The 25998-nt window shown below is 72.0% G+C and carries 21 protein-coding genes; 3 read left to right on the top strand and 18 right to left on the bottom strand.

The window, feature by feature from the left end; all coding sequences use genetic code 11:
* Nucleotides 1–30 precede the first annotated feature (30 nt).
* Together AB0D66_RS11065 and AB0D66_RS11060 are read left to right on the top strand one after the other, a co-directional pair.
* Complete coding sequence (locus AB0D66_RS11065; RefSeq protein WP_362300026.1) at nt 31–1227, top strand: UDP-N-acetylglucosamine--N-acetylmuramyl-(pentapeptide) pyrophosphoryl-undecaprenol N-acetylglucosamine transferase; 1197 nt, start codon at nt 31–33, stop codon at nt 1225–1227.
* Complete coding sequence (locus AB0D66_RS11060) at nt 1224–2219, top strand: SDR family NAD(P)-dependent oxidoreductase (protein WP_362300023.1); 996 nt, start codon at nt 1224–1226, stop codon at nt 2217–2219. The genes AB0D66_RS11065 and AB0D66_RS11060 overlap by 4 nt, the downstream gene beginning before the upstream one ends.
* A 22-nt stretch (nt 2220–2241) precedes the next feature.
* Here the strand turns inward: AB0D66_RS11060 and AB0D66_RS11055 are convergent, their stop codons facing one another.
* The 5 genes from AB0D66_RS11055 to AB0D66_RS11035 all read right to left on the bottom strand — a co-directional run bounded on the left by AB0D66_RS11055 (nt 2242) and on the right by AB0D66_RS11035 (nt 6984).
* Entirely contained in the window at nt 2242–3831 is a 1590-nt protein-coding gene (locus AB0D66_RS11055) for a Na+/H+ antiporter (RefSeq protein ID WP_362300020.1), read from the bottom strand.
* Between the two features lie 105 nt (nt 3832–3936).
* Nucleotides 3937–4407 carry a GNAT family N-acetyltransferase gene (locus AB0D66_RS11050; RefSeq protein ID WP_362300017.1) on the bottom strand — a complete coding sequence of 157 codons (471 nt, stop codon included), beginning with the start codon at nt 4405–4407 and terminating at the stop codon, nt 3937–3939.
* A complete protein-coding gene (locus AB0D66_RS11045) occupies nt 4404–5345 on the bottom strand; it encodes an RluA family pseudouridine synthase (protein WP_362300013.1) in 942 nt (313 codons plus the stop codon). Before AB0D66_RS11045 ends, AB0D66_RS11050 begins: the two co-directional genes overlap by 4 nt.
* A gap of 41 nt (nt 5346–5386) precedes the next feature.
* The gene (gene lspA / locus AB0D66_RS11040) at nt 5387–5947 is read right to left on the bottom strand and encodes a signal peptidase II (protein WP_362300010.1); all 561 of its coding nucleotides are present in this window, start codon (nt 5945–5947) and stop codon (nt 5387–5389) included.
* A 98-nt stretch (nt 5948–6045) separates the two neighbouring features.
* Nucleotides 6046–6984 carry a TraR/DksA C4-type zinc finger protein gene (locus tag AB0D66_RS11035; RefSeq protein ID WP_362300007.1) on the bottom strand — a complete coding sequence of 313 codons (939 nt, stop codon included), beginning with the start codon at nt 6982–6984 and terminating at the stop codon, nt 6046–6048.
* 578 nt (nt 6985–7562) lie between these two features.
* Here AB0D66_RS11035 and ileS point away from each other — a divergent pair.
* Entirely contained in the window at nt 7563–10709 is a 3147-nt protein-coding gene (gene ileS, locus AB0D66_RS11030; RefSeq protein WP_362300004.1) for an isoleucine--tRNA ligase, read from the top strand.
* Nucleotides 10710–11647: 938 nt separating this feature from the next.
* Here the strand turns inward: ileS and AB0D66_RS11025 are convergent.
* From AB0D66_RS11025 to AB0D66_RS10965, 13 genes are all read right to left on the bottom strand, one after another.
* Nucleotides 11648–12826, bottom strand: coding sequence for a DivIVA domain-containing protein (locus AB0D66_RS11025; protein WP_362300001.1), 1179 nt, complete (start codon nt 12824–12826; stop codon nt 11648–11650).
* 82 nt (nt 12827–12908) lie between these two features.
* Nucleotides 12909–13205, bottom strand: coding sequence for a YggT family protein (locus AB0D66_RS11020; protein WP_362299998.1), 297 nt, complete (start codon nt 13203–13205; stop codon nt 12909–12911).
* Nucleotides 13206–13265: 60 nt separating this feature from the next.
* Nucleotides 13266–13889 carry a cell division protein SepF gene (sepF, locus tag AB0D66_RS11015; RefSeq protein WP_362299995.1) on the bottom strand — a complete coding sequence of 208 codons (624 nt, stop codon included), beginning with the start codon at nt 13887–13889 and terminating at the stop codon, nt 13266–13268.
* A 149-nt stretch (nt 13890–14038) separates the two neighbouring features.
* Nucleotides 14039–14758, bottom strand: coding sequence for a YggS family pyridoxal phosphate-dependent enzyme (locus AB0D66_RS11010; RefSeq protein ID WP_362299993.1), 720 nt, complete (start codon nt 14756–14758; stop codon nt 14039–14041).
* 3 nt (nt 14759–14761) lie between these two features.
* Nucleotides 14762–15493, bottom strand: a complete 732-nt coding sequence (pgeF, locus tag AB0D66_RS11005) for a peptidoglycan editing factor PgeF (RefSeq protein WP_362299990.1) — start codon at nt 15491–15493, stop codon at nt 14762–14764.
* Nucleotides 15490–16695: a cell division protein FtsZ gene (gene ftsZ, locus AB0D66_RS11000; RefSeq protein ID WP_362299988.1), complete on the bottom strand. Its 1206-nt coding sequence runs from the start codon at nt 16693–16695 to the stop codon at nt 15490–15492. The genes pgeF and ftsZ overlap by 4 nt, the downstream gene beginning before the upstream one ends.
* Nucleotides 16696–16973: 278 nt before the next feature.
* Nucleotides 16974–17678 (bottom strand): FtsQ-type POTRA domain-containing protein, encoded by a 705-nt coding sequence (locus AB0D66_RS10995; protein WP_362300342.1) that lies wholly within the window; start codon nt 17676–17678, stop codon nt 16974–16976.
* Between the two features lie 166 nt (nt 17679–17844).
* The gene (gene murG / locus AB0D66_RS10990; RefSeq protein WP_362299985.1) at nt 17845–18939 is read right to left on the bottom strand and encodes an undecaprenyldiphospho-muramoylpentapeptide beta-N-acetylglucosaminyltransferase; all 1095 of its coding nucleotides are present in this window, start codon (nt 18937–18939) and stop codon (nt 17845–17847) included.
* Between the two features lie 6 nt (nt 18940–18945).
* A complete protein-coding gene (gene ftsW / locus AB0D66_RS10985; RefSeq protein WP_362299982.1) occupies nt 18946–20307 on the bottom strand; it encodes a putative lipid II flippase FtsW in 1362 nt (453 codons plus the stop codon).
* A gap of 67 nt (nt 20308–20374) precedes the next feature.
* Nucleotides 20375–21820: a UDP-N-acetylmuramoyl-L-alanine--D-glutamate ligase gene (gene murD / locus AB0D66_RS10980; protein ID WP_362299979.1), complete on the bottom strand. Its 1446-nt coding sequence runs from the start codon at nt 21818–21820 to the stop codon at nt 20375–20377.
* Nucleotides 21802–22872, bottom strand: coding sequence for a phospho-N-acetylmuramoyl-pentapeptide-transferase (gene mraY, locus AB0D66_RS10975; protein ID WP_069919922.1), 1071 nt, complete (start codon nt 22870–22872; stop codon nt 21802–21804). The genes murD and mraY overlap by 19 nt, the downstream gene beginning before the upstream one ends.
* A complete protein-coding gene (gene murF / locus AB0D66_RS10970) occupies nt 22869–24293 on the bottom strand; it encodes a UDP-N-acetylmuramoyl-tripeptide--D-alanyl-D-alanine ligase (protein WP_362299975.1) in 1425 nt (474 codons plus the stop codon). The genes mraY and murF overlap by 4 nt, the downstream gene beginning before the upstream one ends.
* The gene (locus AB0D66_RS10965; protein WP_362299973.1) at nt 24290–25984 is read right to left on the bottom strand and encodes a UDP-N-acetylmuramoyl-L-alanyl-D-glutamate--2,6-diaminopimelate ligase; all 1695 of its coding nucleotides are present in this window, start codon (nt 25982–25984) and stop codon (nt 24290–24292) included. The genes murF and AB0D66_RS10965 overlap by 4 nt, the downstream gene beginning before the upstream one ends.
* Nucleotides 25985–25998 lie beyond the last annotated feature (14 nt).

Raw genomic sequence — 25998 nt, 5'->3', positions numbered from 1 at the left:
CTTCTTAGGGCGCACCGGGAGTGTGCGGCCATGACCACTCGAAGCACGCGACACACATCCGCGGCGCTCTCCGTCGTGATCGGTGCGGGCGGCACCGGCGGGCACATCTACCCGGGGCTCGCCCTCGCCGAGGCGCTACGCGCGGCCGTCCCCGGCGCCGCGGTCTCGTTCATCGGGACCGAACGGGGCCTGGAGACCGAGCTGATCCCGGCTGCCGGCTACCGCCTGCACACCGTCGACATGATCCCCTTCGACCCGGCGCTGGGCGCGAAGCGCTACCTGCTGCCCGCGGCCCTGCTGAAGTCGGCGCACCAGGCCCGGTCGGTGATCCGGGCGCAGGGCGCGCAGGTCGCCGTCGGCATGGGCGGCTACCCGAGTGCGCCCGCCGTGCTCGGGGCGCGGCTGGCCGGGCTGCCCGCCGTGATCCACGAGTCCAACGCGGTGCCGGGCCGCGCCAACCAGTTCGCGGCCCGCCTCACCCCGCACATGGCCGTGGCCTTCGACCGCAGCCGGAGCCACCTGGCGGGCGGGGAGCGGGCGCTGACCACCGGAATGCCGATCTCCGCGGCCCTGTCCGGCCTCGCGGAACTGGCCGGGCCGGACCGGGCGGCGCTGCGCGCCGAGGCGCGCCGGGCCCTCGGGGTCCCCCCGGGGCGGCGCCTGGTCGTCTTCAACGGCGGCAGCCTGGGCGCGGTCCGCCTGACCCGCTCCGCCGCCTCGCTGGCCGGGCTGTGGCAGCACCGGGACGACGTACAGCTGCTGGTCAAGACGGGTCCGGCGGCGCTGGCGGGCACCGTCGCCGAGCTCGCGGCGTCGGGCGGGCAGCGCATCGCGCGGGCCCTGCCCTACCTGGACCGGATGGACCTGGTGTACGCGGCCGCCGACCTCGTGGTGTGCCGGGCCGGTTCGGCGACGGTCGCGGAGCTGGCGGCGACCGGGGTCCCGGCCGTGCTCGTCCCCTACCCGTACGCCCCTGGCGACCACCAGACCCACAACGCGCGGGTGCTGTCGGACGCGGGGGCCGGGCTGCTGCTGCCCGACGCCGAGACCACCGCCGAACGGCTCGCCGCGCTGATCGGCCCGCTGCTGGCCGATCCGGCCCGGCTGGCGTCCATGGCCGGCGCCGCCGACCCCGGCCCGCACGGGCGGGCCGCCGAACTGCTGGCCGCGCAGGTCCTGCGCGTGGCCGGCTTCCCCCTCCCCCTCACCACCCTGGAGCGAGTATGAACAGCTGGACCGACCGCACCGTCCTCGTCACCGGCGCCGAGGGCTTCATCGGCTCGACGCTGGTGGACCTGCTGGTGGCACGGGGCGCGCGGGTGCGGGCCTTCGTGCACTACAAGCCGTACGCGGAGAAGGGCCACCTGGCGCGCTACCTCGCCGACCCGGACGGCCCGGTGGAGATGTGGGCGGGCGACGTCCGCGACGCGGGCCGGGTCAGCGACGCGGTGGCGGGCTGCGACACCGTCTTCCACCTGGCGGCGCTGATCGGCATCCCGTACAGCTACGCCTCGCCGGGCGCGTACGTGCAGACGAACGTGACGGGTACCCAGAACGTGGCGGAGGCCTGCCGCCGCCACCGCGTCCGCCGCCTCGTGCACACCTCCACCAGCGAGGTCTACGGCACGGCCCGCACCGCGCCCATCGCCGAGAGCCACCCGCTGCAGCCCCAGTCCCCGTATTCGGCGTCGAAGATCGGCGCGGACATGATGGCGCTCTCCTTCCACCACGCCTTCGAGCTGCCGGTGACAGTGGTGCGCCCGTTCAACACGTACGGGCCGCGCCAGTCGGCGCGCGCGGTGATCCCGACGATCCTGGCCCAGCTGCACGCGGGCTCCAGGGAGATCCGGCTGGGCTCGCTCACCCCGACCCGGGACTTCACGTACGTGACGGACACGGCCGCCGGCTTCCTCGCGGTGGCGCAGTGCGACCGGGCGCTGGGCGAGGTGGTCAACCTGGGCAGCGGCGAGGAGATCTCCGTCGGCGACCTGGCCCGCGCGCTGATCGCCGCCTCGGGACGGGAGGCGGAGGTGGTCGTGGACCCCTCCCGGCTGCGCCCCTCGGGCAGCGAGGTCCAGCGCCTCCTCTCGGACAACTCCCGCGCCCGCGACTGGGCGGGCTGGAAGCCGGAGGTCCCCCTCGCGGAGGGCCTGCGCCGCACCTCGCAGTGGACAGCGGCGAACCTCGCCCTCTTCGCCCCGGACCGCTACCAGGTCTAGGCCGTCCCCTTCGGATCTTGCACTAGCTCCGCAGGCTCCGTACGTCGAGGTACCGCAGCACCCGGTCCACGATCTCCGGATCGGCGCCGGGTTCGCTGCGTGCGGAGAGCACCTCGTGGCGGGCGGCCGACATCATCTCGCGCTGGATCCGCTGGATGTCCCGGATCCGCGCCACCCGCTGCACGTACGCCTCCCGCCGCTCCTCGTCCACCATCTCGGGGCTGATCCGGGCTCCCACGTCGTACGCGCGCCGGTACAGCGTCTCCACCAGGTCCTCGGGGAGCTCCTCCACCTCCTCGATCTCCTTCAGCCGCCGCTTCGCGGCCTTCGCGGCGCGGATCGCCAGCTGACGCTCGGTCTCCTTCTCCGCGTCCGAGTCGGCCTCCACCCCGAGCCGCCGCACGAGCCACGGCAGGGTCAGCCCCTGGAGGACCAGCGTCGCCATGATCACGGCGAAGGCGATGAAGACGATCTCGTCCCGCGCGGGGAAGTCGTCGCCCGCCTCCGTGTGCAGGGGGATCGCGATGGCCAGGGCCACGGAGGCCACTCCCCGCATCCCGGCCCACCACATGACCACGCTCTCCCGCCAGCTCAGCGGGATCTCCTCGTCGTAGTCGCGCCGCGTGTGCAGCTTCTTGGCGAGCCAGCCGGCCGGCAGCAGCCAGACCAGCCGTACGCCGACCACCACCCCGATCACGGTCGCCGCCCATCCGGCCATCTCCCACTCGCGTCCCTGCGCCGTGCCGAAGACGTTGTGGAGCTCCAGCCCGATCAGCCCGAACGCCACCCCCGTGACCAGCATGTCGACGACCTCCCAGAAGGTGTGCCCGGCGAGCCGCCCCAGCACGTCGTCGGCGTCGTTCGCGTACTCGGCCAGGAACAGGGCGGTCGTCAGCACGGCCAGCACCCCCGAGCCCTGCAGCTCCTCGGCCGCCACGTAGGCGACGAACGGCACGAGCAGCGTCAGCCCGATCTGCAGCGTGGCATCGCCCAGCAGCCCCATCAGCCGGTGGGCGGCCCAGCCGAGGGCGAGCCCGACGGCGACGGCGACGACCGCGGACAGCACGAACTCGCCGAGCGCGTCCGGCCAGGAGAAGGTCCCGCTGACGGCGGCGGCGATGGCCACGTGGTAGAGCACGATCGCCGTCACGTCGTTGAAGAGCCCCTCGCCCTCCAGGATCGACACCATGCGGCGGGGCAGCCCGAGCGAGCCGGCCACCGCGGTGGCCGCGACGGGGTCGGGCGGGGCGACGAGCGCGCCGAGCGCGACGGCGGCGGCGATCGGCAGCCCGGGCACGATGGCGTGTGCGGTGGCGGCGACGGCCGCGGTCGTGACGAACACCAGGGCCACGGCGAGCAGCAGGATCGGCCGGAAATTGGCCGCGAACTGCCGCCAGGAGGTCCGCTGCACGGAGGCGTACAGCAGCGGCGGCAGCACGAGCGGCAGGATGAGATCGGGCGGGATGTCGACGTTGGGTACGGCGGGCACCCACGCGAGGGCGGCTCCGCCGATGGTCATGAGCACGGGCGCGGGCAGGCCGAGCCGGTCTCCGAGCGGCACGGTGACCACGGCCCCGAGCAGCAGCACGAACAGAAGAGCAAGCTGATCCACTCCCCCACCCTGCCAGGCCGCCGCGCCCCGCTCGTGCGGCGACGGGGCCGCGGCTCCGTGTCGGGCCCCGCCCAAACCCCGGCGGCGGCCCTCCGCGCCCGCCCGCTAGGGCAGGGGACGCCGCATCGCGCGGTGCGCGATGCCCGCGTCCTGGAACTCCGGGCCGTACGCCACGTACCCGAGCCGCTCGTAGAAGCCGAGCGCATGCGTCTGCGCGCCCAGGTCCACGGCGCTCAGCCCCAGCCGGACCGCCTCGGCCTCGATGGCGCGGACGAGCGCGACGCCGACACCCAGCCCGCGCGCGGCCTTGCGCACGGCCAGCCGCCCCAGCGAGCCGACCGCCGGGTCACCCGTCTTGGCGCGCGCCGCGGATCCGTGCAGCAGCCGCCCGGTGCCCAGCGCCACCCCGTCCGGCCCGACGGCCAGCACGTGCACCGCGTCCGCGTCGTACGCGTCGTACTCGATCGACTCCGGCACGGACTGCTCGCCCACGAACACCTCGGTGCGGACCGCGAAGCACGCCGCCGTGTCGGCCTCGCCCGAGGCAACCCGGACCGTGAAGCCGGCGGACGTCACTCGCTCTCGGCCCGGATCACGTCCAGCGCGTGCTGGAGGTCCGCCGGGTAGGTGCTCTCGAACTCCACCCACTGCCCGTCCGACGGGTGCTCGAAGCCCAGCCGCACCGCGTGCAGCCACTGCCGGGTCAGCCCCAGGCGCTTCGCGACCGTCGGGTCCGCGCCGTACGTCAGGTCGCCCACGCAGGGGTGGCGGTGCGCGGACATGTGCACGCGGATCTGGTGCGTGCGCCCGGTCTCCAGCTTGATGTCCAGCAGCGAGGCGGCCCGGAAGGCCTCGATCAGGTCGTAGTGGGTGACCGACGCCTTGCCTTCCTGGGTCACCGCCCACTTGTAGTCCGCGGTGGGGTGGCGGCCGATCGGGGCGTCGATCGTGCCGCTCATCGGGTCCGGGTGGCCCTGCACCAGCGCGTGGTAGCGCTTGTCCACGACCCGCTCGCGGAACTGGTTCTTCAACGAGGTGTAGGCCCGCTCCGACTTGGCGACGGCCATCAGGCCGGACGTGCCCACGTCGAGGCGGTGCACGATGCCCTGGCGCTCGGACGCGCCGGAGGTCGAGATCCGGTAGCCGGCCGCGGCCAGGCCGCCGATGACGGTGGTGCCGGTCCAGCCGGGGCTCGGGTGGGCGGCGACGCCCACCGGCTTCATGATGACGACGATGTCGTCGTCGTCATGGACGATCTCCATGCCCGGGACGGGCTCGGCGACGAGCTCGACCGGCCTCGGCGGCGCGGGCATCTCGACTTCGAGCCAGGCGCCACCGTGCACGCGCTCGGACTTCCCGACGACACTGCCGTCGACCGACACCTTCCCCGCGGCCGCGAGTTCGGCCGCCTTCGTCCGGGAAAAACCGAACATACGGGCGATGGCGGCGTCGACGCGCTCGCCCTCGAGGCCATCGGGAACGGGCAGGGTGCGGATCTCGGGAATCGTACTCACCTGTCGAGTATGCAGGACTCGGCAGTGGAGCTTTCCCGCGATCAGTCCTTGTGGACGGTCCCGTCCGGGTCCAGGCCCCGGAAGGAGAGCAGGACGATCAGGATGCCGCCGCACACGATCGCCGAGTCCGCGAGGTTGAAGACGGCGAAGTGGGAGGGCGCGATGAAGTCGACGACCGCACCCCGGAACACGCCGGGCGAGCGGAAGATCCGGTCGGTCAGGTTGCCCAGCGCACCGCCGAGCAGCAGGCCGAGCGCGATCGCCCACGGCAGGCTGTAGAGCTTGCGCGCCAGCCGCACGATCACCACGATCACGGTGGCCGCGATGAAGGTGAAGATGATCGTGAAGGCCTCGCCGAAGCCGAAGGCGGCGCCGGCGTTGCGGACCGCCTCGAACCTCAGCACGTCGCCGATGATCTCGATCGGAGGCTGGTGCTCCAGCTTCGCCACGACCAGCATCTTGCTGCCGAGGTCCAGCAGGTACGCGAGGAGGGCCACGACGAGCAGCGCCACGATCCGCCGGTGCCCCTTGGGCCCGGCGGACTCCGGCTGGGTGTCGTCCCCGACGTCCGGCGTACCGATGATGCGCTCCGCCTCTGCCACGTGAGTCCCTCGAACTGGATCGGACCAGGCTCCTGCTGGACCCTGACGAGACACGAGGGTACGTCAGGGCACCCGCCCGCCGCCTGCCCCCCGCCCCGCTAGTGCCGGCGCTCCTGCTTCTGCTTGCAGTCCACGCACAGGGTGGCGCGCGGGAAGGCCTGCATCCTGGCCTTGCCGATGGGCTTCCCGCAGTTCTCGCAGATCCCGTAGGTGCCCGCCTCCAGGCGTTCCAGGGCGCGCTCGGTCTGCTCCAGCATCGAGGTGGCGTTCGCCGCGAGGGCCAGCTCGGACTCCCGGGTGATGTTCTTGGTGCCGGTGTCGGCCTGGTCGTCGCCCGCGCCGTCACCCGAGTCCCGCATCAGGCCCGAGATGGCCACTTCCGAGGCGTCGAGCTCGGCGCGCAGTCTGAGCACCTCGCTCATCAGCTCGCTGCGGGCCTCGTCGACCTCTCCCTGCGTCCAGGGGTCCTCCCCGGGCCGTACGGCGAGCTCACCGGGCGTGGTGGCCGCCGTGACCCTCGCCTTGGGCAGTCCGCTGGTCGCGGCCGCGGCCGTCTTCCTCGCCGCACCGGTGCTCTTCTTGGCAACCACTGTTCCGACTCCCGTCTTCTCCGCGGCCTGCGCCGCCCCCTCGGCCCCGGCCGATTTGGCCGTGGCCTGCCGCTTCGCGACGGCAGTCGCCTTCTTGACGGCGCTCGCCTCCTTGGACGGCGTCTTGCCGGCGGCCACCGCCACGGTGGCCGCCGCCTTCTTCGCGGATGCCTTCGTCGTCGTCGGCGCCTTCTTCGCCGGCACCTTCTTCGCGGACGTCTTCTTGGCCGCGGCCTTGGCCGCCGCCTGCTTGACGGCCGCCTTCTTCACGGCCGCCTTCCCGACGTCCGCCTCCTCGGCCGCCGCCGTCCCGGACGGTGCCGCCTTCTTCGCGACGGCCTTCTTCACGACCGCCTTCTTCACGGTCGCCCTCTTCGCCGGCGCCTTCTTCACGGGTGCTTCGGCCAGCGCCTCTCCGGCAGTACCGGCGGTCTTCTTCGCCACCATGGCCGCGGCCCCTTCACATACTGTGATCATTGCTCGCGAATCGTGCCGGAACGATAAATCGGCTCCAGCCCCGCGGCAACGGGGCACGCATCCGTCGAGGCCAACCTGCATCCGTTGTGCCCATCCGCAGGCCCGGTAATCCGCCCCACGCGCCCCACGGGAGCCCGTACCGGCGCGCAGGCCCGTTCGGGTCACCCGGGCGGCCCTCCGGAGCCCCCGCCACGCCGTGCCGGGCGCCCCCGCGCGGGCGCCCGTAAACCGGTCTGCCGGGCGCCCCCCGGCCCCGTACACTGGGCCCAGCGAAAGGCATGGATGGGGACGAGTAGCGTCGGACGCAGCCAGGAGCGACCCGGGGACGGTGAGAGCCCGGGGGCGAGCGCGATGTGAAGGATCACCCCGGAGCCGCCGGAAGAAAGCCCGTACGGATCCCCGTAGGGCCGGTAGAACCGGCTTCGCACCCCAATGAGGGGGCCACCGGACCCGTCCGGCGGCCAAGGAGGGTGGTACCGCGGGAGCAGCAGTCGGCTCTCGTCCCTCCGGACGGACGTGACATCCCGCCGGAGGAAGAGTTCAGCCTCATGACCACACCGCCGCAGTACCGCCCGGTACCCGCCCAGGTCGACCTGCCCGCCCTCGAGCACGCAGTCCTCGACTTCTGGCGCGAGAGCAAGACCTTCGCCAAGACCCTGGAGCAGTCCGAGGGCCGCCCCGAGTGGGTCTTCTACGAGGGCCCGCCGACCGCGAACGGCATGCCCGGCGCGCACCACATCGAGGCCCGCGTCTTCAAGGACGTCTTCCCCCGCTTCCGCACCATGCGCGGCTACCACGTGGCCCGCAAGGCCGGCTGGGACTGCCACGGCCTGCCCGTCGAGCTCGCCGTCGAGAAGGAGCTCGGCTTCAACGGCAAGCAGGACATCGAGGCCTACGGCATCGCCGAGTTCAACGCCAAGTGCCGCGAGTCCGTGACCCGCCACACCGACGCGTTCACCGAGCTCACGACCCGCATGGGCTACTGGGTCGACCTGGACGACGCCTACCGCACCATGGACCCCGAGTACGTCGAGTCCGTGTGGTGGTCGCTCAAGGAGATCTTCAACAAGGGCCTGCTCACCCAGGACCACCGCGTCGCCCCCTGGTGCCCCCGCTGCGGCACCGGCCTGTCCGACCACGAGCTGGCGCAGGGCTACGAGACGGTCGTCGACCCCTCGGTCTACGTCCGCTTCCCGCTGACCTCCGGCCCCCTCGCCGGCGAGGCCGCGCTGCTGGTCTGGACGACCACCCCCTGGACCCTGGTGTCCAACACGGCGGTCGCCGCGCACCCCGAGGTCACGTACGTGGTGGCCACCAACGGAACCGAGAAGCTGGTCGTCGCCCAGCCGCTGCTGGAGAAGTCCCTGGGCGAGGGCTGGGAGGCCACCGGCGAGAGCTTCACCGGCAAGGAGATGGAGCGCTGGACCTACCAGCGCCCCTTCGAGCTGGTCGAGTTCCCCGAGCCCGCCCACTACGTCGTGAACGCCGAGTACGTCACGACCGAGGACGGTACGGGCCTGGTCCACCAGTCCCCCGCCTTCGGCGCCGACGACCTCGCGGTCTGCCGGGCGTACGGCCTGCCCGTCGTGAACCCGGTCCGCCCCGACGGCACCTTCGAGGAGGAGGTCCCGCTGGTCGGCGGCGTCTTCTTCAAGAAGGCCGACGAGAAGCTGACCGCCGACCTCGACGCCCGCGGCCTGCTCTTCAAGCACATCGCCTACGAGCACAGCTACCCGCACTGCTGGCGCTGCCACACCGCCCTGCTCTACTACGCGCAGCCGTCCTGGTACATCCGCACCACCGCCGTCAAGGACGCGATGCTGCGGGAGAACGAGAAGACCAACTGGTTCCCCGACTCGGTCAAGCAGGGCCGCTTCGGCGACTGGCTGAACAACAACATCGACTGGGCGCTGTCCCGCAACCGCTACTGGGGCACCCCGCTGCCGATCTGGCGCTGCGAGGAGAACCACCTCACCTGCGTCGGCTCCCGCGCCGAGCTGAGCGAGCTGACGGGCACGGACCACTCCGGCCTGGACCCGCACCGCCCGTACATCGACGACGTGACCTTCACCTGCACCCACGAGGGCTGCTCCCTCGAAGCGGTCCGCGTGCCGGAGGTCATCGACGCCTGGTACGACTCGGGCTCGATGCCGTTCGCGCAGTGGGGCTACCCGTACAAGAACAAGGAGATCTTCGAGAAGCGCTACCCGGCGCAGTTCATCTCGGAGGCGATCGACCAGACCCGCGGGTGGTTCTACACCCTCATGGCGGTCGGCACCCTGGTCTTCGACAAGTCCTCCTACGAGAACGTGGTGTGCCTGGGCCACATCCTCGCCGAGGACGGCCGCAAGATGTCCAAGCACCTGGGCAACATCCTCCAGCCGATCCCGCTGATGGACCAGCACGGCGCGGACGCGGTGCGCTGGTTCATGGCGGCCGGCGGCTCCCCGTGGGCGGCCCGCCGCGTGGGCCACGGCACGATCCAGGAGGTCGTCCGCAAGACCCTCCTGACGTACTGGAACACGGTCGCCTTCCAGGCGCTGTACGCCCGTACGTCGAACTGGGCGCCCTCGGCCTCCGACCCGGCCCCGGCGGAGCGCACGGTCCTGGACCGCTGGCTCCTGTCGGAGCTCCACACGCTCGTCGCCGAGGTCACCGACGCGATGGAGTCGTACGACACCCAGCGCGCGGGCAAGCTGCTGTCCTCCTTCGTCGACGACCTGTCGAACTGGTACGTCCGCCGCTCGCGCCGCCGCTTCTGGCAGGGCGACGCCGCGGCCCTGCGGACCCTGCACGACGTGGTCGAGACGGTCACCCGCCTGATGGCTCCGCTGACCCCCTTCATCACGGAGCGGGTCTGGCAGGACATGATCGTCCCGGTGACCCCGGAGGCCCCGGAGTCGGTCCACCTGTCGTCGTGGCCGGTCGCGGACACGGCGGCGATCGACCCGGCCCTGTCGCAGCAGATGCTGCTGGTGCGCCGCCTCGTGGAGCTGGGCCGCGCGACGCGCGCCGAGTCCGGGGTCAAGACCCGCCAGCCCCTCTCGCGGGCGCTGGTCGGCGCGGCGGGCTTCGACGCGCTGTCCCCGGAGCTCCAGGCGCAGATCACGGAGGAGCTGAACGTCTCCTCCCTGGCCTCGCTCTCGGAGGTCGGAGGCTCCCTGGTGGACACCACGGCCAAGGCCAACTTCCGTGCGCTGGGCAAGCGCTTCGGCAAGGGCGTCCAGGACGTGGCGAAGGCGGTGGCCGCGGCCGACGCGGCGGCCCTGTCGCTGGCGCTGCGCTCGGGCGAGGCCTCGGTGGAGGTGAACGGCGAGCCCGTCACCCTCACCCCGGAGGAGGTCATCATCACGGAGACCCCGCGCGAGGGGTGGTCGGTGGCGTCCGACTCCGGCGCGACGGTCGCCCTCGACCTGGAGATCACCCCCGAGCTGCGGCTCGCGGGGCTGGCGCGTGACGCGATCCGCCTGATCCAGGAGGCCCGGAAGAACTCCGGCCTCGACGTGGCGGACCGGATCGCCCTGCGCTGGACCTCCACGGACCCGGAGGTCACGACGGCCCTGTCGGACCACGCCCCCCTGATCTCGGACGAGGTCCTGGCCACGGACTTCGCGACGGGCGAGGCCGACGCCACGTACGGCGAGGCCTTCACGGACGAACCCCTGTCCCTGACCTTCCGCCTCCGCAAGGCATAACCCAGGACCGAACGGCCCGCCCTTCCCCGCCGGGGGGGCGGGCCGTTCTGCGTTTGCGTGCCCGTGGCCACCCTCGCCCTCGCCGGGCGGTGCCGCTGCCCTCGCCGGGCGGTGCCGCTGCTCTCCGGGTGCGGGCCGGTGGCCGCGCCTCAAGCGCCGGCGGGGCTGGTTTGGTGCCCCTGGGCGGGGTCGGGATCGGGGGGTGGGGGTGCGGGGCCGCCGGGGGGTGTCTCCTCGGCTCGGCGCGTGCGGGTGTGTCTCGGCCGTACGGCCCGGGTCGCGCGCTCGACCTGCGGGGACACCCCCCACCGTCCCCACACCCCCACCCCGGCAGACACACCCCGCCTCAGACGAAGCGAGCTCGTGGGGGGGGGTGTCTCCTCGGCTCGGCGCGTGCGGGTGTGTCTCGGCCGTACGGCCCGGGTCGCGCGCTCGACCTGCGGGGACACCCCCCCACCGTCCCCACACCCCCACCCCGGCGGACACACCCCGTCTCAGACGAAGCGGGGCCGTGGGGCGGGGACACTCCGGGGGCTCCCCGCAGGACGAGCGCGCGACCCGGGCCGTCTGGCCGAGACCTGGCCGCACGCGCCGAGCCGAGGAGAGCCCCCGGAGGGGCACCGCCCCACCCGAAGCCACCGCCCGCCCGACGGGTCACACCCCCGCCAAGGGAGACAAACCCAGCCCCGCCGGCGCTTGAGGCGCGGCCACCGGCCCGCACCCGGGAGCGATACCGCCCGGCCAGGGCAAAGGCGGCAACCGGCCCGCACCCAGGAGCGATACCGCCCGGCCAGGGCAACCGCGGCCACCGGCCCGCACCCGGGAGCAACACCGCCCGGCCAGGGCAACGGCACCGCCCGGGAACGGGAACGGGCCGGGCCCGGTGCCCCCGAAGGGGAACCGGGCCCGGCCCGTGGCTGCCGACTGCGCGGCGGCGCTTAGTTGTCGTCCTCGTCGATCAGGAAGCCCCGCATGGGAGACGGCGCCTGCTGCATCGGCTGCGGCGCAGCCGGCCGCACCGGAGCCATCGGCTGGGTCATCGCCGGGGACATCTGCTGCTGGCCGCCGTACGACGGGCCGCCCATCGGGGAGGGACCGCCCATGGGGGACGGGCCGCCCATCGAGGGACCACCCATGGAGTGCCCCATCGCACCGGCCGGAGCCATCGAAGGCGACGGCGACGGCGGCAGGGCCGGACCGGCCGGGTTCCGCGGCGGGGCCAGGGAGTCGTCGGCCTGGGTCTCGAGCTGGCGCAGCTGCGACTCCAGGTACGACTTCAGGCGCGTACGGTACTCACGCTCGAAGCCCCGCAGGTCCTCGACCTTGCGCTCCAGCGTGGCGCGGGCGGACTCCAGGGAGCCCATCGCGACGCGGTGCTTCTCCTGCGCGTCCCGCTCCAGCGCGTCGGCCTTGGCGCGGGCGTCCCGCTCCAGGCCCTCGGCGCGCGAACGGGCCTCGCCGACGATCTTGTTGGCCTCGGAGCGGGCCTCCGCGATCGCCTGGTCGGCGGTCTGCTGCGCCAGGGACAGGACGCGGGCGGCGCTGTCGCCGCCGGGGCCCTGCTGCGGGAGCTGCTGCGGCTGCTGGTGCATCTGCTGCCCCATGGGCTGCATCTGCTGCCCCATCGGCTGCATCTGCTGGCCCATGGGCTGCATCTGCTGGCCGAGCGGGTTCTGGCCGCCCATGGACTGCTGACCCATGCCCTGCGGTCCGCCCATGGGGTGCTGCTGCATGGGGCCGCCCATGCCCGGACCCTGCGGTCCGTGTCCGCCGGGGCCGGCGGGCAGCTGCGGCTGGCCGCCCGGCAGCTGCGGCGGGCCCATCTGCGGCTGCTGCTGCTGCTGCGGCGGGCCGGATATGGCCGCGGGCACGGGGGCGCCGGGGCCACGCTGGTCCTGGGGTTCCGGCTTGCGCATGCCCTGCTGCTGCTGGTTCTGCGCGGCGGCACGCGTGGCGGCGGCCAGCTTGGCGCGCAGGTCCTCGTTCTCGCGCAGCAGGCGCGTCAGCTCGGATTCGACCTCGTCGAGGAAGGCGTCGACCTCGTCCTCGTCATAGCCTTCTCGGAGGCGGACGGTCGTGAACTGCTTGTTCCGCACGTCCTCGGGAGTCAGCGGCATGTCTTCTTCACCTCTACGTAGTCGTCGGCAGTCGGCAAGACCGTATCGGGACTGTCCCCGCGCGCGCGGAGAAGTTCATCGTTCACACGCTTCTCGCAGCGGTGCTCACGAAGCTGATGAGGATGTAAACGATGATCATCAGAACAAAGAAGGACAGGTCGAGTGCCACGCCCCCGAGACGCAACGGCGGGATGAACCGCCGAAGAAGCTTGAGCGGTGGATCGGTAAGAGTGTAGGTGGCCTCCAGAACGACCACCATCGCCTTGCCGGGTGCCCATGAACGTGCGAACTGGAACACGTAGTCCATGACCAGTCGGAAGATCAGCACGATGAGGAAGCACATCAGCGCGATGTAGACCACCTGTAGTGCGACGCCCATCCCGCGCTTCCCTCTCCCCGTTTCCCGCTCTGTTCCCGGTCCCGTATCTGACGGATCGGTCTAGCTTTGGTTGAAGAACCCGCCCTCCGCGATGCGGGCCTTGTCCTCCGCCGTGACATCGACGTTAGCAGGCGACAGCAGGAACACCTTCTGTGTCACGCGTTCAATACTGCCGTGCAGACCGAAGACCAGACCGGCGGCGAAGTCCACGAGACGCTTCGCGTCGGTGTCGTCCATCTCCGTGAGATTCATGATCACCGGAGTGCCCTCACGGAAGTGTTCCCCGATGGTACGGGCCTCGTTGTAGGTCCGGGGGTGCAGCGTCGTGATGCGGTACGGCTCCCGCTCGGAGACGACCTTGGGCATGATCACGGGGGCGTTCTTCTCCAGGTTGGTGCGGTCAGGTGTGATGGATGCCACGGGGGCAATTCGCGCAGGACGTCCGTTTTCCACCGGAATTGGGATGGGGTCCCGCTGCGCCGGAGGCTGTACGGATCGCACCGGTTCGTCCGTTACGGGCGATTGGTGCACGGGCTGACGGTCTCGCTCCCGGGCCCGGTCCCGCGGCCGCTCCGGTTCCGGCTCGGGCTCGAACTCGTCGTCGGGGTCATACCCCGGGTTGTCGTACCGGTCGTCCTCCACGAGGCCGAGGTAGACCGCCATCTTGCGCATCGCGCCGGCCATTCTCCGAGTCCTCCGCTCTGTGGTGGATCGCCCTGTCGCAGGTGCCGCTGTGTCACGAATGTCACCAACTGCCCGCGATCCACGTGGTCTGCCCGCCCATCAGCGGTAATGACCATATTTTCTGCTGTGGTCCGACTTTCTTGGCGACGTTACCCGAGCCGGGGTCTCGCGCCGAGTACCGCAGTGCCGACGCGTACATGTGTCGCACCGGCCATAACGGCCTGTTCCAGATCCGTGCTCATCCCGGCCGACACCATCGTGGCAGCCGGATGGTCCGCGCGCAGGCGGGATGACAATTCCACCAGCCGCTCGAAAGCGGCCTGTTCGCGTCCGGCGTACGGACCGGACAGCGGGGCGACGGTCATCACGCCGTCGATCCGCAGTCCGGGGGCGCCGGCGACGAGGTCCGCCAACTCCGCGAGCTGCTCGGGCGCAGCGCCGCCGCGGGATCCCCGCTCGCCCGACTCGGCGTCGAGGGCGATCTGCACGAGGCAGCCGAGTTCGCGGCCCGCGTTCACGGCGGCCGCCGACAGGGCGGTCACGAGCTTGGAGCGGTCGACCGACTGCACCACTTGCGCGTATCCCGCCACGGAACGGACTTTGTTCGTCTGCAACTGGCCGACGAAGTGCCAGCTGAGCGGCAGATCCGCGCAGGCAGCGGCCTTGGGGGCGGCGTCCTGGTCACGGTTTTCCGCAACATGACGGATGCCCAGCTCCGCCAGGAGTCGTACGTCGCTCGCGGGATAGGTCTTGGTGACCACGATGAGCGTCACCTCTTCCCGCTTGCGCCCCGCGGCCGCGCAGGCGGACGAGATACGTTCCTGCACCCGCGCCAGGTTGTCCGCGAGCTCCGACTTACGGTCCGTCATTTCCTATTCCAACCAGACATATCCGGCAAGCCGCCCGGTCACCCGGTCGCGGCGGTACGAGAAGTGGTCCCGCGACTCCAGTGTGCAGACCGCCGACCGGAGACGATCCGCCACCCCCGCCTCCGCGAGCTGGGCGTGCACCCCGGCGACCACGTCCACGGCCGGAGTACCCCAGCTGGTCTCGGCCCGGGCGGCCGGCACCACCGCGGACACCTCGTCCCGCATCGCGGCGGGCACCTCGTAGCAACGGCCGCAGACCGCGGGCCCGGTCCGGGCGACGATCCGCCCGGGCTCGGCGCCGAGGGCGACCATGGCCTCCACCGCGGCGGGGACCACTCCGGCGACCAGTCCCGGCCGCCCGGCGTGGGCGGCCCCGGCGATCCCGGCGACGGGGTCCGCCAGCAGGACCGGCGTGCAGTCGGCGGTGAGCACGGCGAGGGCGAGCCCCCGGCGGGCGGTCACCACCGCGTCCACGGCGGGGATCCGCGCGTCCGGCCCCCAGGGGCCGTCGACCACCGCGACGTCGCGGCCGTGCACCTGGTTCATCCAGACCACCAGGTCCGGGTCGATCCCCAGGGATCCCGCCGCGCGTGCCCGGTTCGCGCGAACGGCGGCCGGGTCGTCTCCGACCGCGCCGCCGAGGTTGAGCTCTTCGTACGGAACGGCGCTCACCCCGCCCCACCGGTCGGTGAAGGCGAAGTGGGCGCCGCCCACGTGATGCTGCTCCGGTGTCACTTCAAGAAGTCCGGGACATCCAGTTCCTCCGCCGGGCTGTCCTGGTACGGCCGGGCCGTCGGGACCTGCGGCGCGGGGGCCTGGGCCTCGGCCGGGACCGGCTCGACCGGAGCCGGGGGGTCCTCGCGCGGGGTGACCGTGCCGAGTCCGCCGAAGGCCGGGCGGGCCGGCTCGGCGGCGCGGACCGGAGCCGGGGCCGGCTCCTCGCGCTTGGTGGACGCGGCGCCGATGACGTTGTCCCGGCGGGCCGGGGGCTGTCCGCCGTCGAACCCGGCCGCGATGACGGTGACCCGCACCTCGTCGCCGAGCGCGTCGTCGATGACGGCGCCGAAGATGATGTTCGCCTCGGGGTGCGCGGCCTCGCTCACCAGCTGCGCGGCCTCGTTGATCTCGAAGAGACCGAGGTCCGAGCCGCCGGAGATGGAGAGCAGCACGCCGCGGGCGCCGTCGATGGACGCCTCGAGCAGCGGTGAGGAGATCGCCATTTCGGCGGCGGCCACGGCGCGGTCGTCGCCGCGGGCCGAGCCGATGCCCATCAGTGCCGAGCCGGCCTCGGACATCACGGACTTGACGTCGGCGAAGTCGAGGTTGATCAGACCCGGGGTGGTGATGAGGTCGGTGATGCCCTGGACGCCCGAGAGCAGGACCTGGTCGGCCGACTTGAAGGCGTCGAGCACGCTGACCTGGCGGTCCGAGATGGACAGCAGCCGGTCGTTGGGGATGACGATGAGGGTGTCGACCTCTTCGCGGAGCTCGGCGATGCCGTCCTCCGCCTGGTTCGCGCGGCGCCGGCCCTCGAAGGTGAACGGCCGGGTGACCACACCGATCGTCAGGGCGCCCAGCGAGCGCGCGATGTTGGCGACGACGGGTGCGCCGCCGGTGCCGGTGCCGCCGCCCTCACCGGCGGTGACGAAGACCATGTCGGCCCCCTTGAGGACCTCCTCGATCTCCTCGCGGTGGTCCTCTGCCGCCTTGCGGCCGACGGCCGGGTTGGCTCCGGCGCCGAGGCCCCGGGTGAGTTCGCGGCCGACGTCGAGCTTGACGTCGGCGTCGCTCATCAACAGCGCCTGGGCGTCCGTGTTGATGGCGATGAACTCGACGCCCTTGAGACCGACCTCGATCATTCGGTTGATGGCATTGACACCACCGCCGCCGACACCGATGACCTTGATGACTGCGAGGTAGTTCTGCGGTGCTGCCACGTCGAAGGCCTCTCGCCTCGAGTTACGTGTCGCCGCCTCGCGGGCCTGCGTTGCGACGACTGATGCCGAAATGGGGCGGTCCGAACGCGCCGACCCGAACCCTCACCCTGAAGTTTAGGGTTAGGGGTGTGTCTGTTCTCTGGACTCTTCCGAACAGGACACTAAGTCGACAAGTAGCGCGTGTTCAACGAACACGCCGAACCTCCCGTTTTTCTTTTCACCCTATGTGATCACCCGTATCGCTGGCCAACCAGGGTGCGTCGCTGTTCGACCGGACGTCAACTCCCGGACACCGCAGGGGCGGTGGGAACGCTCACGTCGAAGTGTGCGGCCTTGGGCGCGGCCTTCAGCAAAGCGGTCAGGGCGCGCCCCTTCGCCTCGCTCTGTTCGCCGCTCCCCCACGCCACCGTCCGGCCCCCGGCGAGCAGCAGCACCACCGAATCGTACGAACCCACCTTGACCTGCAAGGTCTCCTTGGCGATCGGCTCCGGCAGGGATCCGGCGACGAGCACGGCCTCGTGCAGCAGCCGCTCCTCGTCGAAGCGGCGGGCGCTCGGTGACTGCTTCGCGTTCAATTCGAGGACCGGAACGCCCGCGGGTGCTTTCGGAACCGTGTCGAATCGCACACCCGAAGCGTCCACTTCCACGAAGTTGGCGTCCTTTTTGATGAGCAGGACGGGTTTGCGTTCCGTCACCTTCAGCCCGATCCCGTGCGGCCAGGCCCGCACCACATCGACCGAATCGATGCGGGACAGCCGGCCGCGGACGCGGCTCTCGATCTCCTCGGTGTCCACGCCCACCATCGGGGCGCCGACCGGGACGGCCGCCGCGGACAGCACCTGCTCGGGGGTGAGCACGTCGGTGCCGGCCGCGGTGACCTTCTCCACGCGGAGCCAGGAGGAGCCGTACAGGACCCAAGTGCCGCCCCCGGCGATGAGCGCCACGGCGACCAGGGAGGCCAGCAGGGGGCCCCGGCGGCGCAGGCGTGCGCCGGGGCCCCGGGGGCCGGATCCCCGCGACGGCTTCGGGGCCTTGGGCGGCTTGGGAGAGCCGCCGCCCTTGCGGGCGGACGGGCCGGGGCCCGGGGTCCCACGCTGTGCCGTCGTCGCTCCGGCCACTGCTGCGCCTCCTGCGTCTGTGCGTCCCGCCTCAGCGGTTCCGGTGGGCCGCGATCGCCTCGTACACCATGCCGACCAGCAGCTCGTCGGCGTCGCGACGGCCGAACTCACCGGCGGCGCGGGACATCTCGTACAGCCGGTGCGGGTCCGACAGCACCGGGAGGACCTGGCTGAGCACCCACTCGGGCGTCAGTTCCGCGTCGTCCACGAGCAGGCCGCCGCCGGCCTTCACCACCGGCTGGGCGTTGAGCCGCTGTTCGCCGTTGCCGATCGGCAGCGGGACGTAGGCGGCGGGGAGCCCGACGGCGGACAGTTCGGCGACGGTCATCGCACCCGCGCGGCACAGCATCATGTCGGCGGCGGCGTACGCGAGATCCATCCGGTCCACGTACGGTACCGGCACATAGGGCGGCATCCCGGGCATGTTGTCGACACGCGGCAGTTCGTTCTTCGGGCCGACGGCGTGCAGGATCTGGATCCCGGAGCGCTGGAGGGTCGGCGCGACCTGCTGGATCGTCTCGTTGAGGCGCCGGGCGCCCTGCGAGCCGCCGGAGACCAGCAGCGTGGGCAGGTTGGGGTCCAGGCCGAAGGCGGCACGCGCCTCGGGGCGGACGGCGGCCCGGTCGAGGGTGGAGATGGAGCGCCGCAGCGGGATGCCCACGTAGCGGGCACCGCGCAGTTTGCTGTCGGGGGTGGAGACCGCGACGGCGTGCGCGTACCGGGAGCCGATCTTGTTGGCCAGTCCCGGCCTGGCGTTGGCCTCGTGGACGATGATCGGCACACCGAGCCGCTTGGCCGCGAGGTAGCCGGGCAGGGCCACGTAGCCGCCGAAGCCGACGACGCAGTCGGCCTTGGTGCGCTCCAGGATCTCCTCGGCGGCCTTGATCGTGCCGCGCAGCCGCCCGGGGACGGTGATCAGCTCAGGGGTGGGCTTGCGGGGCAGCGGCACGGCGGGGATCAGGCCCAGCTCGTAGCCGCGTTCCGGCACGAGGCGGGTCTCCAGCCCGCGTTCGGTGCCGAGGGCGGTGATGCCCACTGAAGGGTCCTGCCTGCGCAGGGCGTCCGCGAGGGCGAGCGCCGGCTCGATGTGGCCGGCGGTCCCCCCACCGGCGAGTACGACATGCACCGAAATTCACCGCTCTCCGGACGGACGCTTCTTGACGCGCCGTCTCATCGACTTCCATCTGGGCCCGGTCCGCCTCCAGCCGGTCTTCGGCTGGCGCATCGCGAGCGCCGCGCGCGCCGCCGGCTCCTCCCGCGCGAACGCGATGAGCAGTCCGACCGCGAACATCGTCGGCAGCAGGGCCGACCCCCCGTAGGAGAACAGCGGGAGCGGGACTCCGGCGATCGGCAGCAGGCCGAGCACCGCACCGATGTTGATCACGGCCTGGGCCGTGATCCAGGTGGTCACGCCTCCCGCGGCAAACCGTACGAAGGAGTCCTCCGTGCGTCCGGCCACGCGGATACCCGCATAGCCTAGAGCCGCGAACAGGGCGAGGACCGACAGCGTCCCCGCCAGTCCCAGTTCCTCCCCGGTGATGGCGAAGATGAAGTCGGTGTGGGCTTCGGGTAGTTGCCCCCATTTTTCCACACTGGCACCCAAACCGGAACCGAACCATCCGCCCGAGGCCAGGGCATAGATCCCGTGCACGGCCTGCCAGCAGAGGTCGTTCTTGCCCGGGTCCGTGGCGCCGAGGCACTCCAGCCGGTCCATCCGGTGCGGGCTCGTCTTGATCAGCAGTGCGACGATCACACCCGCGAAGACCAGCACTCCGGCGAACAGCCGGGTCGGGGCGCCCGCCAGCCAGAGCAGGCCGAACAGGATGGCGCCGAGGATCATCGCGGTGCCCATGTCCCCGCCCAGCATGATGAGCCCGAGCAGCAGGAAGGCCACCGGGACCAGCGGCACCAGCAGGTGCTTCCACTGGCTGAGCAGGCCCTTGTCGCCCTTGCGCGCCAACAGGTCGGCGCCCCACAGGATCAGGGCCAGTTTGCCGAACTCGCTGGGCTGCAACATGAACGGACCGCCGAGGGAGATCCAGTTCTGGTTGCCGTTGATGGCGACCCCTATCCCCGGGACCTGGACCAGCACCATCAGGAACAGGGTTCCGGCGAGCACCGGATAGGACAGCGCCCGGTGCAGTTTCACGGGCATCCGGGAGGCGACCAGCAGCAGGCCGGTGCCGATCAGGGCGGCCAGGAACTGCTTCTTGAAGAAGTACGCGTCCCCCAGGCCGAGCTGGAGCGCCTTGATCATCGAAGCCGAGTAGACCATCACCAGGCCGAGCACGGTGATGAGCAGCGAACTGCCGAAGATCAGGTAATACGCCGTGAGGGGACGGTCCCAGGCCTTGCGCAGCTGTTCCTGCGTACGCCTCAGCCGGGTCAGCGGCCCGCGCCCGGCGGGCCGCCGCACGCTCACCGCGGGGCGTTTGCGGCCCTGCGCCTTGACGGCGGACGGCCGCCGCCCCGGCAGCATCTGCTTGGCCGGCATCTGTGATCTTCCCCTCCACTCGTACGGGGCGAGCCGCCGGCCGGCCGGAGGGAACCCGTTCCGGAACCTAGGCCTGGGCCGTGTCCGCACCGCTCTCGGCGGCCAGTTCGCGCACCGCGTCGGCGAACGCGTCCCCGCGCTTGTTGTAGTTCGCGAACATGTCCATCGAGGCACAGGCCGGCGCCAGCAGGACGGTGTCGCCGGGCTCGGCGAGCCGGGCCGCTTCCCGGACCGCCGCGAGCATCGCCCCAGTGTCGGTCCGCTCGAGGTCGACGACCGGGACCTCGGGGGCGTGTCGCGCCAGCGCCTCGGCGATCAGCGCCCGGTCGGCGCCGAGCAGCACCACGCCGCGCAGCCGCTTGGCGGACTTCTGGACCAGCTCGTCGAAGGTCGCGCCCTTGGCGAGGCCGCCGGCGATCCACACGACCGTGTCGAAGGCGGCCAGGGAGGCCTCCGCCGCGTGCGTGTTGGTGGCCTTGGAGTCGTCGACGTAGGCGACCGCGTCCACGTCGGCCACGTGCGCCACCCGGTGGGCGTCGGGGCGGAAGTCGCGCAGCCCGTCGCGGACCGCGCGCGGCTCCACGCCGAAGGCGCGGGCCAGGGCCGCAGCGGCGAGCGCGTTGGCGATGTTGTGCGGGGCGGGCGGGGTCACGTCCTCGACGTGCGCGAGCTCCTGGGCGTTCTTGTGCCGGTCCTCGACGAAGGCGCGGTCGACGAGGATGCCGTCGACGACGCCGAGCATGGAGGGCCCGGGGGCGCCGAGGGTGAAGCCGATCGCCCGGCAGCCCTCTTCCACGTCGGCTTCCTCGACGAGCTTCTCGGTGGCCGGGTCGGCGACGTTGTAGACGCAGGCCACCGTGTTGCCTTCGTAGATGCGGCCCTTGTCGGCGGCGTACGCCTCCATGGAGCCGTGCCAGTCGAGGTGGTCGGGGGCCAGGTTGAGCACGGCCGCCGAGTGGGCGCGCAGCGAGGGCGCCCAGTGCAGCTGGTAGCTGGAGAGTTCGACGGCGAGCACGTCGTACCGCTGCTCGCCGAGCACCACGTCGATGATGGGCGTGCCGATGTTGCCGACGGCCGCGGTCCGCAGGCCGGCGGCCTTGAGGATCGACGCCAGCATCTGGGTGGTGGTGGTCTTGCCGTTGGTCCCGGTGATGGCCAGCCACGGAGCGGCGTCCTCGCCGCGCAGCTGCCAGGCGATCTCCACGTCCCCGACGACCTCGACGCCCGCCTTCGCGGCGGCCTCGAACAGCGGGCTGTCGGGCTTCCAGCCGGGCGAGGTGACGATCAGCTCGGTGCCCTCGGGAAGGGTCCGCGCGTCGCCCAGGCGTACGGAGACGCCCAGTTCGGCCAGTTCGGCGGCGCGGGCGCGGTGGCCCTCGCCGTCGCCCCCGTCGACGACGGTCACGACCGCGCCGAGGCCGGCCAGGGCGCGGGCGGCGCTGACGCCGCTCACGCCGAGGCCGGCGACGGTGATGTTCATGCCCTGCCAGGAGGTCACTTGTCGGCTGCCCATCCCGCGTAGAAGAGACCCAGACCCACGATCACGCACATGCCCTGGATGATCCAGAAGCGGACCACGACAAGGACTTCGGACCACCCCTTGAGTTCGAAGTGGTGCTGCAGCGGGGCCATCCGGAAGACGCGCTTCCCGGTGAGCTTGAAGGAGCCGACCTGAATGACGACCGACATCGTGATCAGGACGAACAGGCCGCCGAGCAGGGCGATCAGGAACTCGGTGCGGGAGCAGATCGCCAGGCCGGCGAGCGCGCCGCCGAGGGCCAGCGATCCGGTGTCACCCATGAAGATCTTGGCCGGCGAGGTGTTCCACCACAGGAAGCCGAAGCAGGCGCCCATCAGCGCGGAGGCCACGACCGCGAGGTCCAGCGGATCTCGCACCTCGAAGCAGGCGCCCGGGTTGGTGAGGTCCTGCGCGTTCACGCAGGACTCCTGGTACTGCCACACGCCGATGAAGGTGTACGCACCGAAGACCATCACCGCGGCGCCGGTGGCCAGGCCGTCCAGGCCGTCGGTCAGGTTCACGCCGTTGGACATCGCCAGGATCATGAACAGCGCCCAGACCACGAACAGCACCGGGCCGATCGACCAGCCGAAGTCCGTGACGAACGACAGCCTCATGGAGGCCGGGGTCAGCCCGCGCGAGTCCTTGAACTGGAGCGCGAGCACCGCGAAGGCGATGCCGACGATCAGCTGGCCGGACATCTTCGCCTTGGCCCGCAGGCCGAGGGAGCGACGCTTGACGATCTTGATGTAGTCGTCGAGGTAGCCGACCAGGCCCATGCCGGCCATCAGGAACAGCACGAGCAGGCCCGAGAAGCTCACCGGTTCACCGGTGATGACCTTCGTCAGGGCGTACGCGATGAGCGTGGCCAGGATGAAGGAGATGCCGCCCATGGTGGGCGTGCCCTTCTTCCCGGCGTGGCCGCGGGGGCCGTCGTCGCGGATGAACTGGCCGTAGCCCTTGCGGGCCAGCAGCTTGATCAGCAGCGGAGTACCGGTGAGCGTCAGGAACAGGCCGATGACGCCGGCGAACAGGATCTGCCTCATCGGTCGGCGCCCTCGCCCTCGCGCTCCAGCAGCGCCAGCGCGACCCGCTCCAGACCGATCGACCTGGAAGCCTTCACCAGCACGACGTCTCCCGGGCGCAGTTCACTGCGCAACAGGTCGACCGCCGCCTGCGCGTCGGACACGAGCACCGACTCCTCACCCCACGAACCCTCGTTATATGCGCCCAGTTGCAGCCAGGACGCTTCCCTGCCCCCGACTGCGACGAGCTTGCTCACGTTGAGCCGGACGGCAAGCCGTCCCACCGCGTCGTGCTCGGCCAACGATGCGTCACCGAGTTCGGCCATGGGGCCGAGCACCGCCCACGTGCGTCCCCCGTTCGCCCTGGCGCTGCCGCCCATCGCGGCAAGCGCGCGCAGGGCGGCCCGCATGGACTCCGGGTTCGCGTTGTAGGCGTCGTTGACGATCGTCACGCCGTCGGCCCGCTCGGTGACCTCCATCCGCCACCGGGACAAGGTGCCCGCCCCGGAGAGCGCGGTGGCGATCTCCTCGACGGACATGCCCAGTACATGGGCCACGGCGGCCGCGGCGAGCGCGTTCGACACGTGGTGCTCACCGTACAGCCGCAAGGTCACATCACTGCACCCGGTCGGTGTGTGGAGTGTGAAGGCGGGCTGTCCCCCCGGGGTCATCCGCACCTCGGTGGCCCGGACATCGGCGTCGTCGGCCTCTCCGAAGAGCACCGTGCGGGCCTTCGTACGGGCGGACATCGCGCGCACCAGCGGATCGTCGGCGTTGAGGACGGCGACTCCGCCCTCCGCCTCGGACGGCAGGGCCTCGACCAGCTCTCCCTTGGCCTGGGCGATCTGCTCGCGGCCGCCGAACTCGCCGATGTGGGCGGTGCCGACGTTGAGGACGAGGCCGATGCGCGGCGGGGTCAGGCCGGTCAGGTACGCGATGTGGCCGATCCCGCGGGCCCCCATCTCGAGTACCAGGTGGCGGGTTTCCGCGGTGGCCTTCAGGGCGGTGAGCGGCAGGCCGATCTCGTTGTTGAGGGAGCCGGGGGTCCACACGGTGGGTGCGTGGGCCTGGAGCACCTGCGCGATGAGGTCCTTGGTGGAGGTCTTGCCGGCCGAGCCGGTCAGGGCCACCACATCGGTGCCGAGGCGCTCCACGACGGCCCGGGCGAGGGCGCCGAGCGCCTTCTCCACGTCGGGGACGACGATGGCGGGTACGCCGACGGGCCGGGCCGCGAGGACGGCCGCGGCTCCGGCGGCGACGGCGCGCTGCGCGTAGTCGTGGCCGTCGACGTGTTCGCCTTCGAAGGCGGCGAACAGGCTGCCGGCCTCCACCTGGCGGGAGTCGATGACGACGGGACCGCTGACCCGCGCGGACGGATCCGGTATGTCGTGGGGCCGCCCGCCGGTGATGTCGGCGATCTCGGCGAGGGAGAGGGCGATCACTGGTTCTCCTCGGCCTGTCGGGCACTGCTCTGCTGTGTCTCGATGGCCGCGCGGAGCACCTCGCGGTCGTCGAAGGGGCGTACGACGCCCCCGGTGTCCTGGCCCTGCTCGTGGCCCTTGCCGGCCACCAGCACGGTGTCGCCGGGCCGGGCGCGCGCGACGGCGGCGGCGATGGCCGCGGCCCGGTCGGCGTCGACGAGGACGGTGCCCCGCTCGGCGGGCGGCACGGAGACGGCGCCTTCGAACATCGCGGCGAGGATCGCGAGGGGGTCCTCGGAGCGCGGGTTGTCGGAGGTCAGGACGGCCACGTCGGCGTACCGGGCGGCCGCGGCCCCCATCGGGCCGCGCTTGGTGGTGTCGCGGTCGCCGCCGCAGCCGAGCACGATGTGCAGCCTGCCCTCGGTGACCTCGCGCAGCGCGCGCAGGACCGATTCGACGGCGTCCGTCTTGTGCGCGTAGTCCACGACGGCCAGGTACGGCTGCCCCGCGTCCACCCGCTCCAGCCGGCCGGGGACCCCGGGGACCGCGGCGACGCCGTCGGCGGCGGTCTGCGGGTCGAGGCCGGCGGCGGCGAGGGTGACGATCGCCGCGACGGTGTTGGCCACGTTGAACGGGCCGGGCAGCGGCGCGGCGGCGCGGACGCGCTGCCCTTCGGGGCCGAGCAGGGTCAGGGTGGAGCTCGCCGGTCCGAAGACGACGTCCTCGGCGCGCCAGTCGGCGGCCGGGTCGCCCGCGGCGGAGAAGGTGACGACGGGGACCGACGCCTCCTTGACCAGGCGGCGGCCGTACTCGTCGTCGAGGTTGACCACGCCCAGGCGGGCGCGGCGGGGCGTGAAGAGCCCCGCCTTCGCCTGGAAGTAGTCCTCCATGTCGGAGTGGAACTCCATGTGTTCCGGGCTCAGGTTGTTGAAGACGGCGACGTCGAAGACGCAGCCGTCGACCCGTCCGAGCACCAGGGCGTGGCTGGACACCTCCATGGCGACGGCGTCGACCCCGCGTTCGCGCATGACCGCGAAGAGGGCCTGGAGGTCGGTGGCCTCGGGGGTGGTCCGCTCGGACTTGATGCGCTCGTCGCCGATGCGCATCTCGACGGTGCCGACCAGTCCGGTGCTGCGGCCCGCCGCGCGCAGGCCGCCTTCGACGAGGTACGCCGTGGTGGTCTTGCCGGAGGTGCCGGTGATGCCGATCTGGAGCAGGTCCTCGCCGGGGGTGCCGTAGACCGTCGCGGCGAGTTCGCCCATCCGGCCGCGCGGGTCGGCGACGGTGAGGACCGGCAGGCCGGTCGCGGCGGCGCGCTCGGCGCCCGCGGGGTCGGTCAGCACGGCGGCGGCGCCGAGGCCGGCCGCCTGCGCGGCGAAGTCGGCGCCGTGCGTCCTGGCTCCCGGCAGGGCCGCGTACAGGTCTCCGGGGCGCACCGCACGGGAGTCGTGCGTGATGCCGGTGATCTGCGCCGCGCCTGGCGCTCGGATGCCCAGCAGGGCGGCCAGCTCGTCCAGGGGGATCGGGCGGGCGGACACGGGCCGGGGCGCTCCCGGCGGCGCTGCCGGGGCGTCTTTCTGGGTGGTTCTGGGCTGATCAGCGTGGGGCACGGCGGTGAGCGTACCGGGCGCGGCGGGCCGCCCGCGAAGTGAGGGCCCGGCCTCGCCGCCGGCGGCCGACTGGTTCCCGGGTTTCGGGGTGATCGTTGTCACTGATGGTGCCTCAC

It is taken from the genome of Streptomyces sp. NPDC048270, assembly GCF_040652335.1.
GTDB lineage: Bacteria > Actinomycetota > Actinomycetes > Streptomycetales > Streptomycetaceae > Streptomyces.
Note: the sequence above shows the minus strand (reverse complement) of the source record. Positions and strands in the feature narration are given on the sequence as shown.

What these genes read in the sequence shown, in the direction of transcription:
- AB0D66_RS11065 (WP_362300026.1), top strand. Translation starts at nt 31, where the DNA reads ATGACCACTCGAAGCACGCGACACACATCCGCGGCGCTCTCCGTCGTG.
- AB0D66_RS11060 (WP_362300023.1), top strand. Translation starts at nt 1,224, where the DNA reads ATGAACAGCTGGACCGACCGCACCGTCCTCGTCACCGGCGCCGAGGGC.
- AB0D66_RS11035 (WP_362300007.1), bottom strand. Translation starts at nt 6,984, where the DNA reads ATGGTGGCGAAGAAGACCGCCGGTACTGCCGGAGAGGCGCTGGCCGAA.
- ileS (WP_362300004.1), top strand. Translation starts at nt 7,563, where the DNA reads ATGACCACACCGCCGCAGTACCGCCCGGTACCCGCCCAGGTCGACCTG.
- AB0D66_RS11025 (WP_362300001.1), bottom strand. Translation starts at nt 12,826, where the DNA reads ATGCCGCTGACTCCCGAGGACGTGCGGAACAAGCAGTTCACGACCGTC.
- AB0D66_RS11020 (WP_362299998.1), bottom strand. Translation starts at nt 13,205, where the DNA reads ATGGGCGTCGCACTACAGGTGGTCTACATCGCGCTGATGTGCTTCCTC.
- sepF (WP_362299995.1), bottom strand. Translation starts at nt 13,889, where the DNA reads ATGGCCGGCGCGATGCGCAAGATGGCGGTCTACCTCGGCCTCGTGGAG.
- AB0D66_RS11010 (WP_362299993.1), bottom strand. Translation starts at nt 14,758, where the DNA reads ATGACGGACCGTAAGTCGGAGCTCGCGGACAACCTGGCGCGGGTGCAG.
- ftsW (WP_362299982.1), bottom strand. Translation starts at nt 20,307, where the DNA reads ATGCCGGCCAAGCAGATGCTGCCGGGGCGGCGGCCGTCCGCCGTCAAG.
- murD (WP_362299979.1), bottom strand. Translation starts at nt 21,820, where the DNA reads ATGGGCAGCCGACAAGTGACCTCCTGGCAGGGCATGAACATCACCGTC.
- mraY (WP_069919922.1), bottom strand. Translation starts at nt 22,872, where the DNA reads ATGAGGCAGATCCTGTTCGCCGGCGTCATCGGCCTGTTCCTGACGCTC.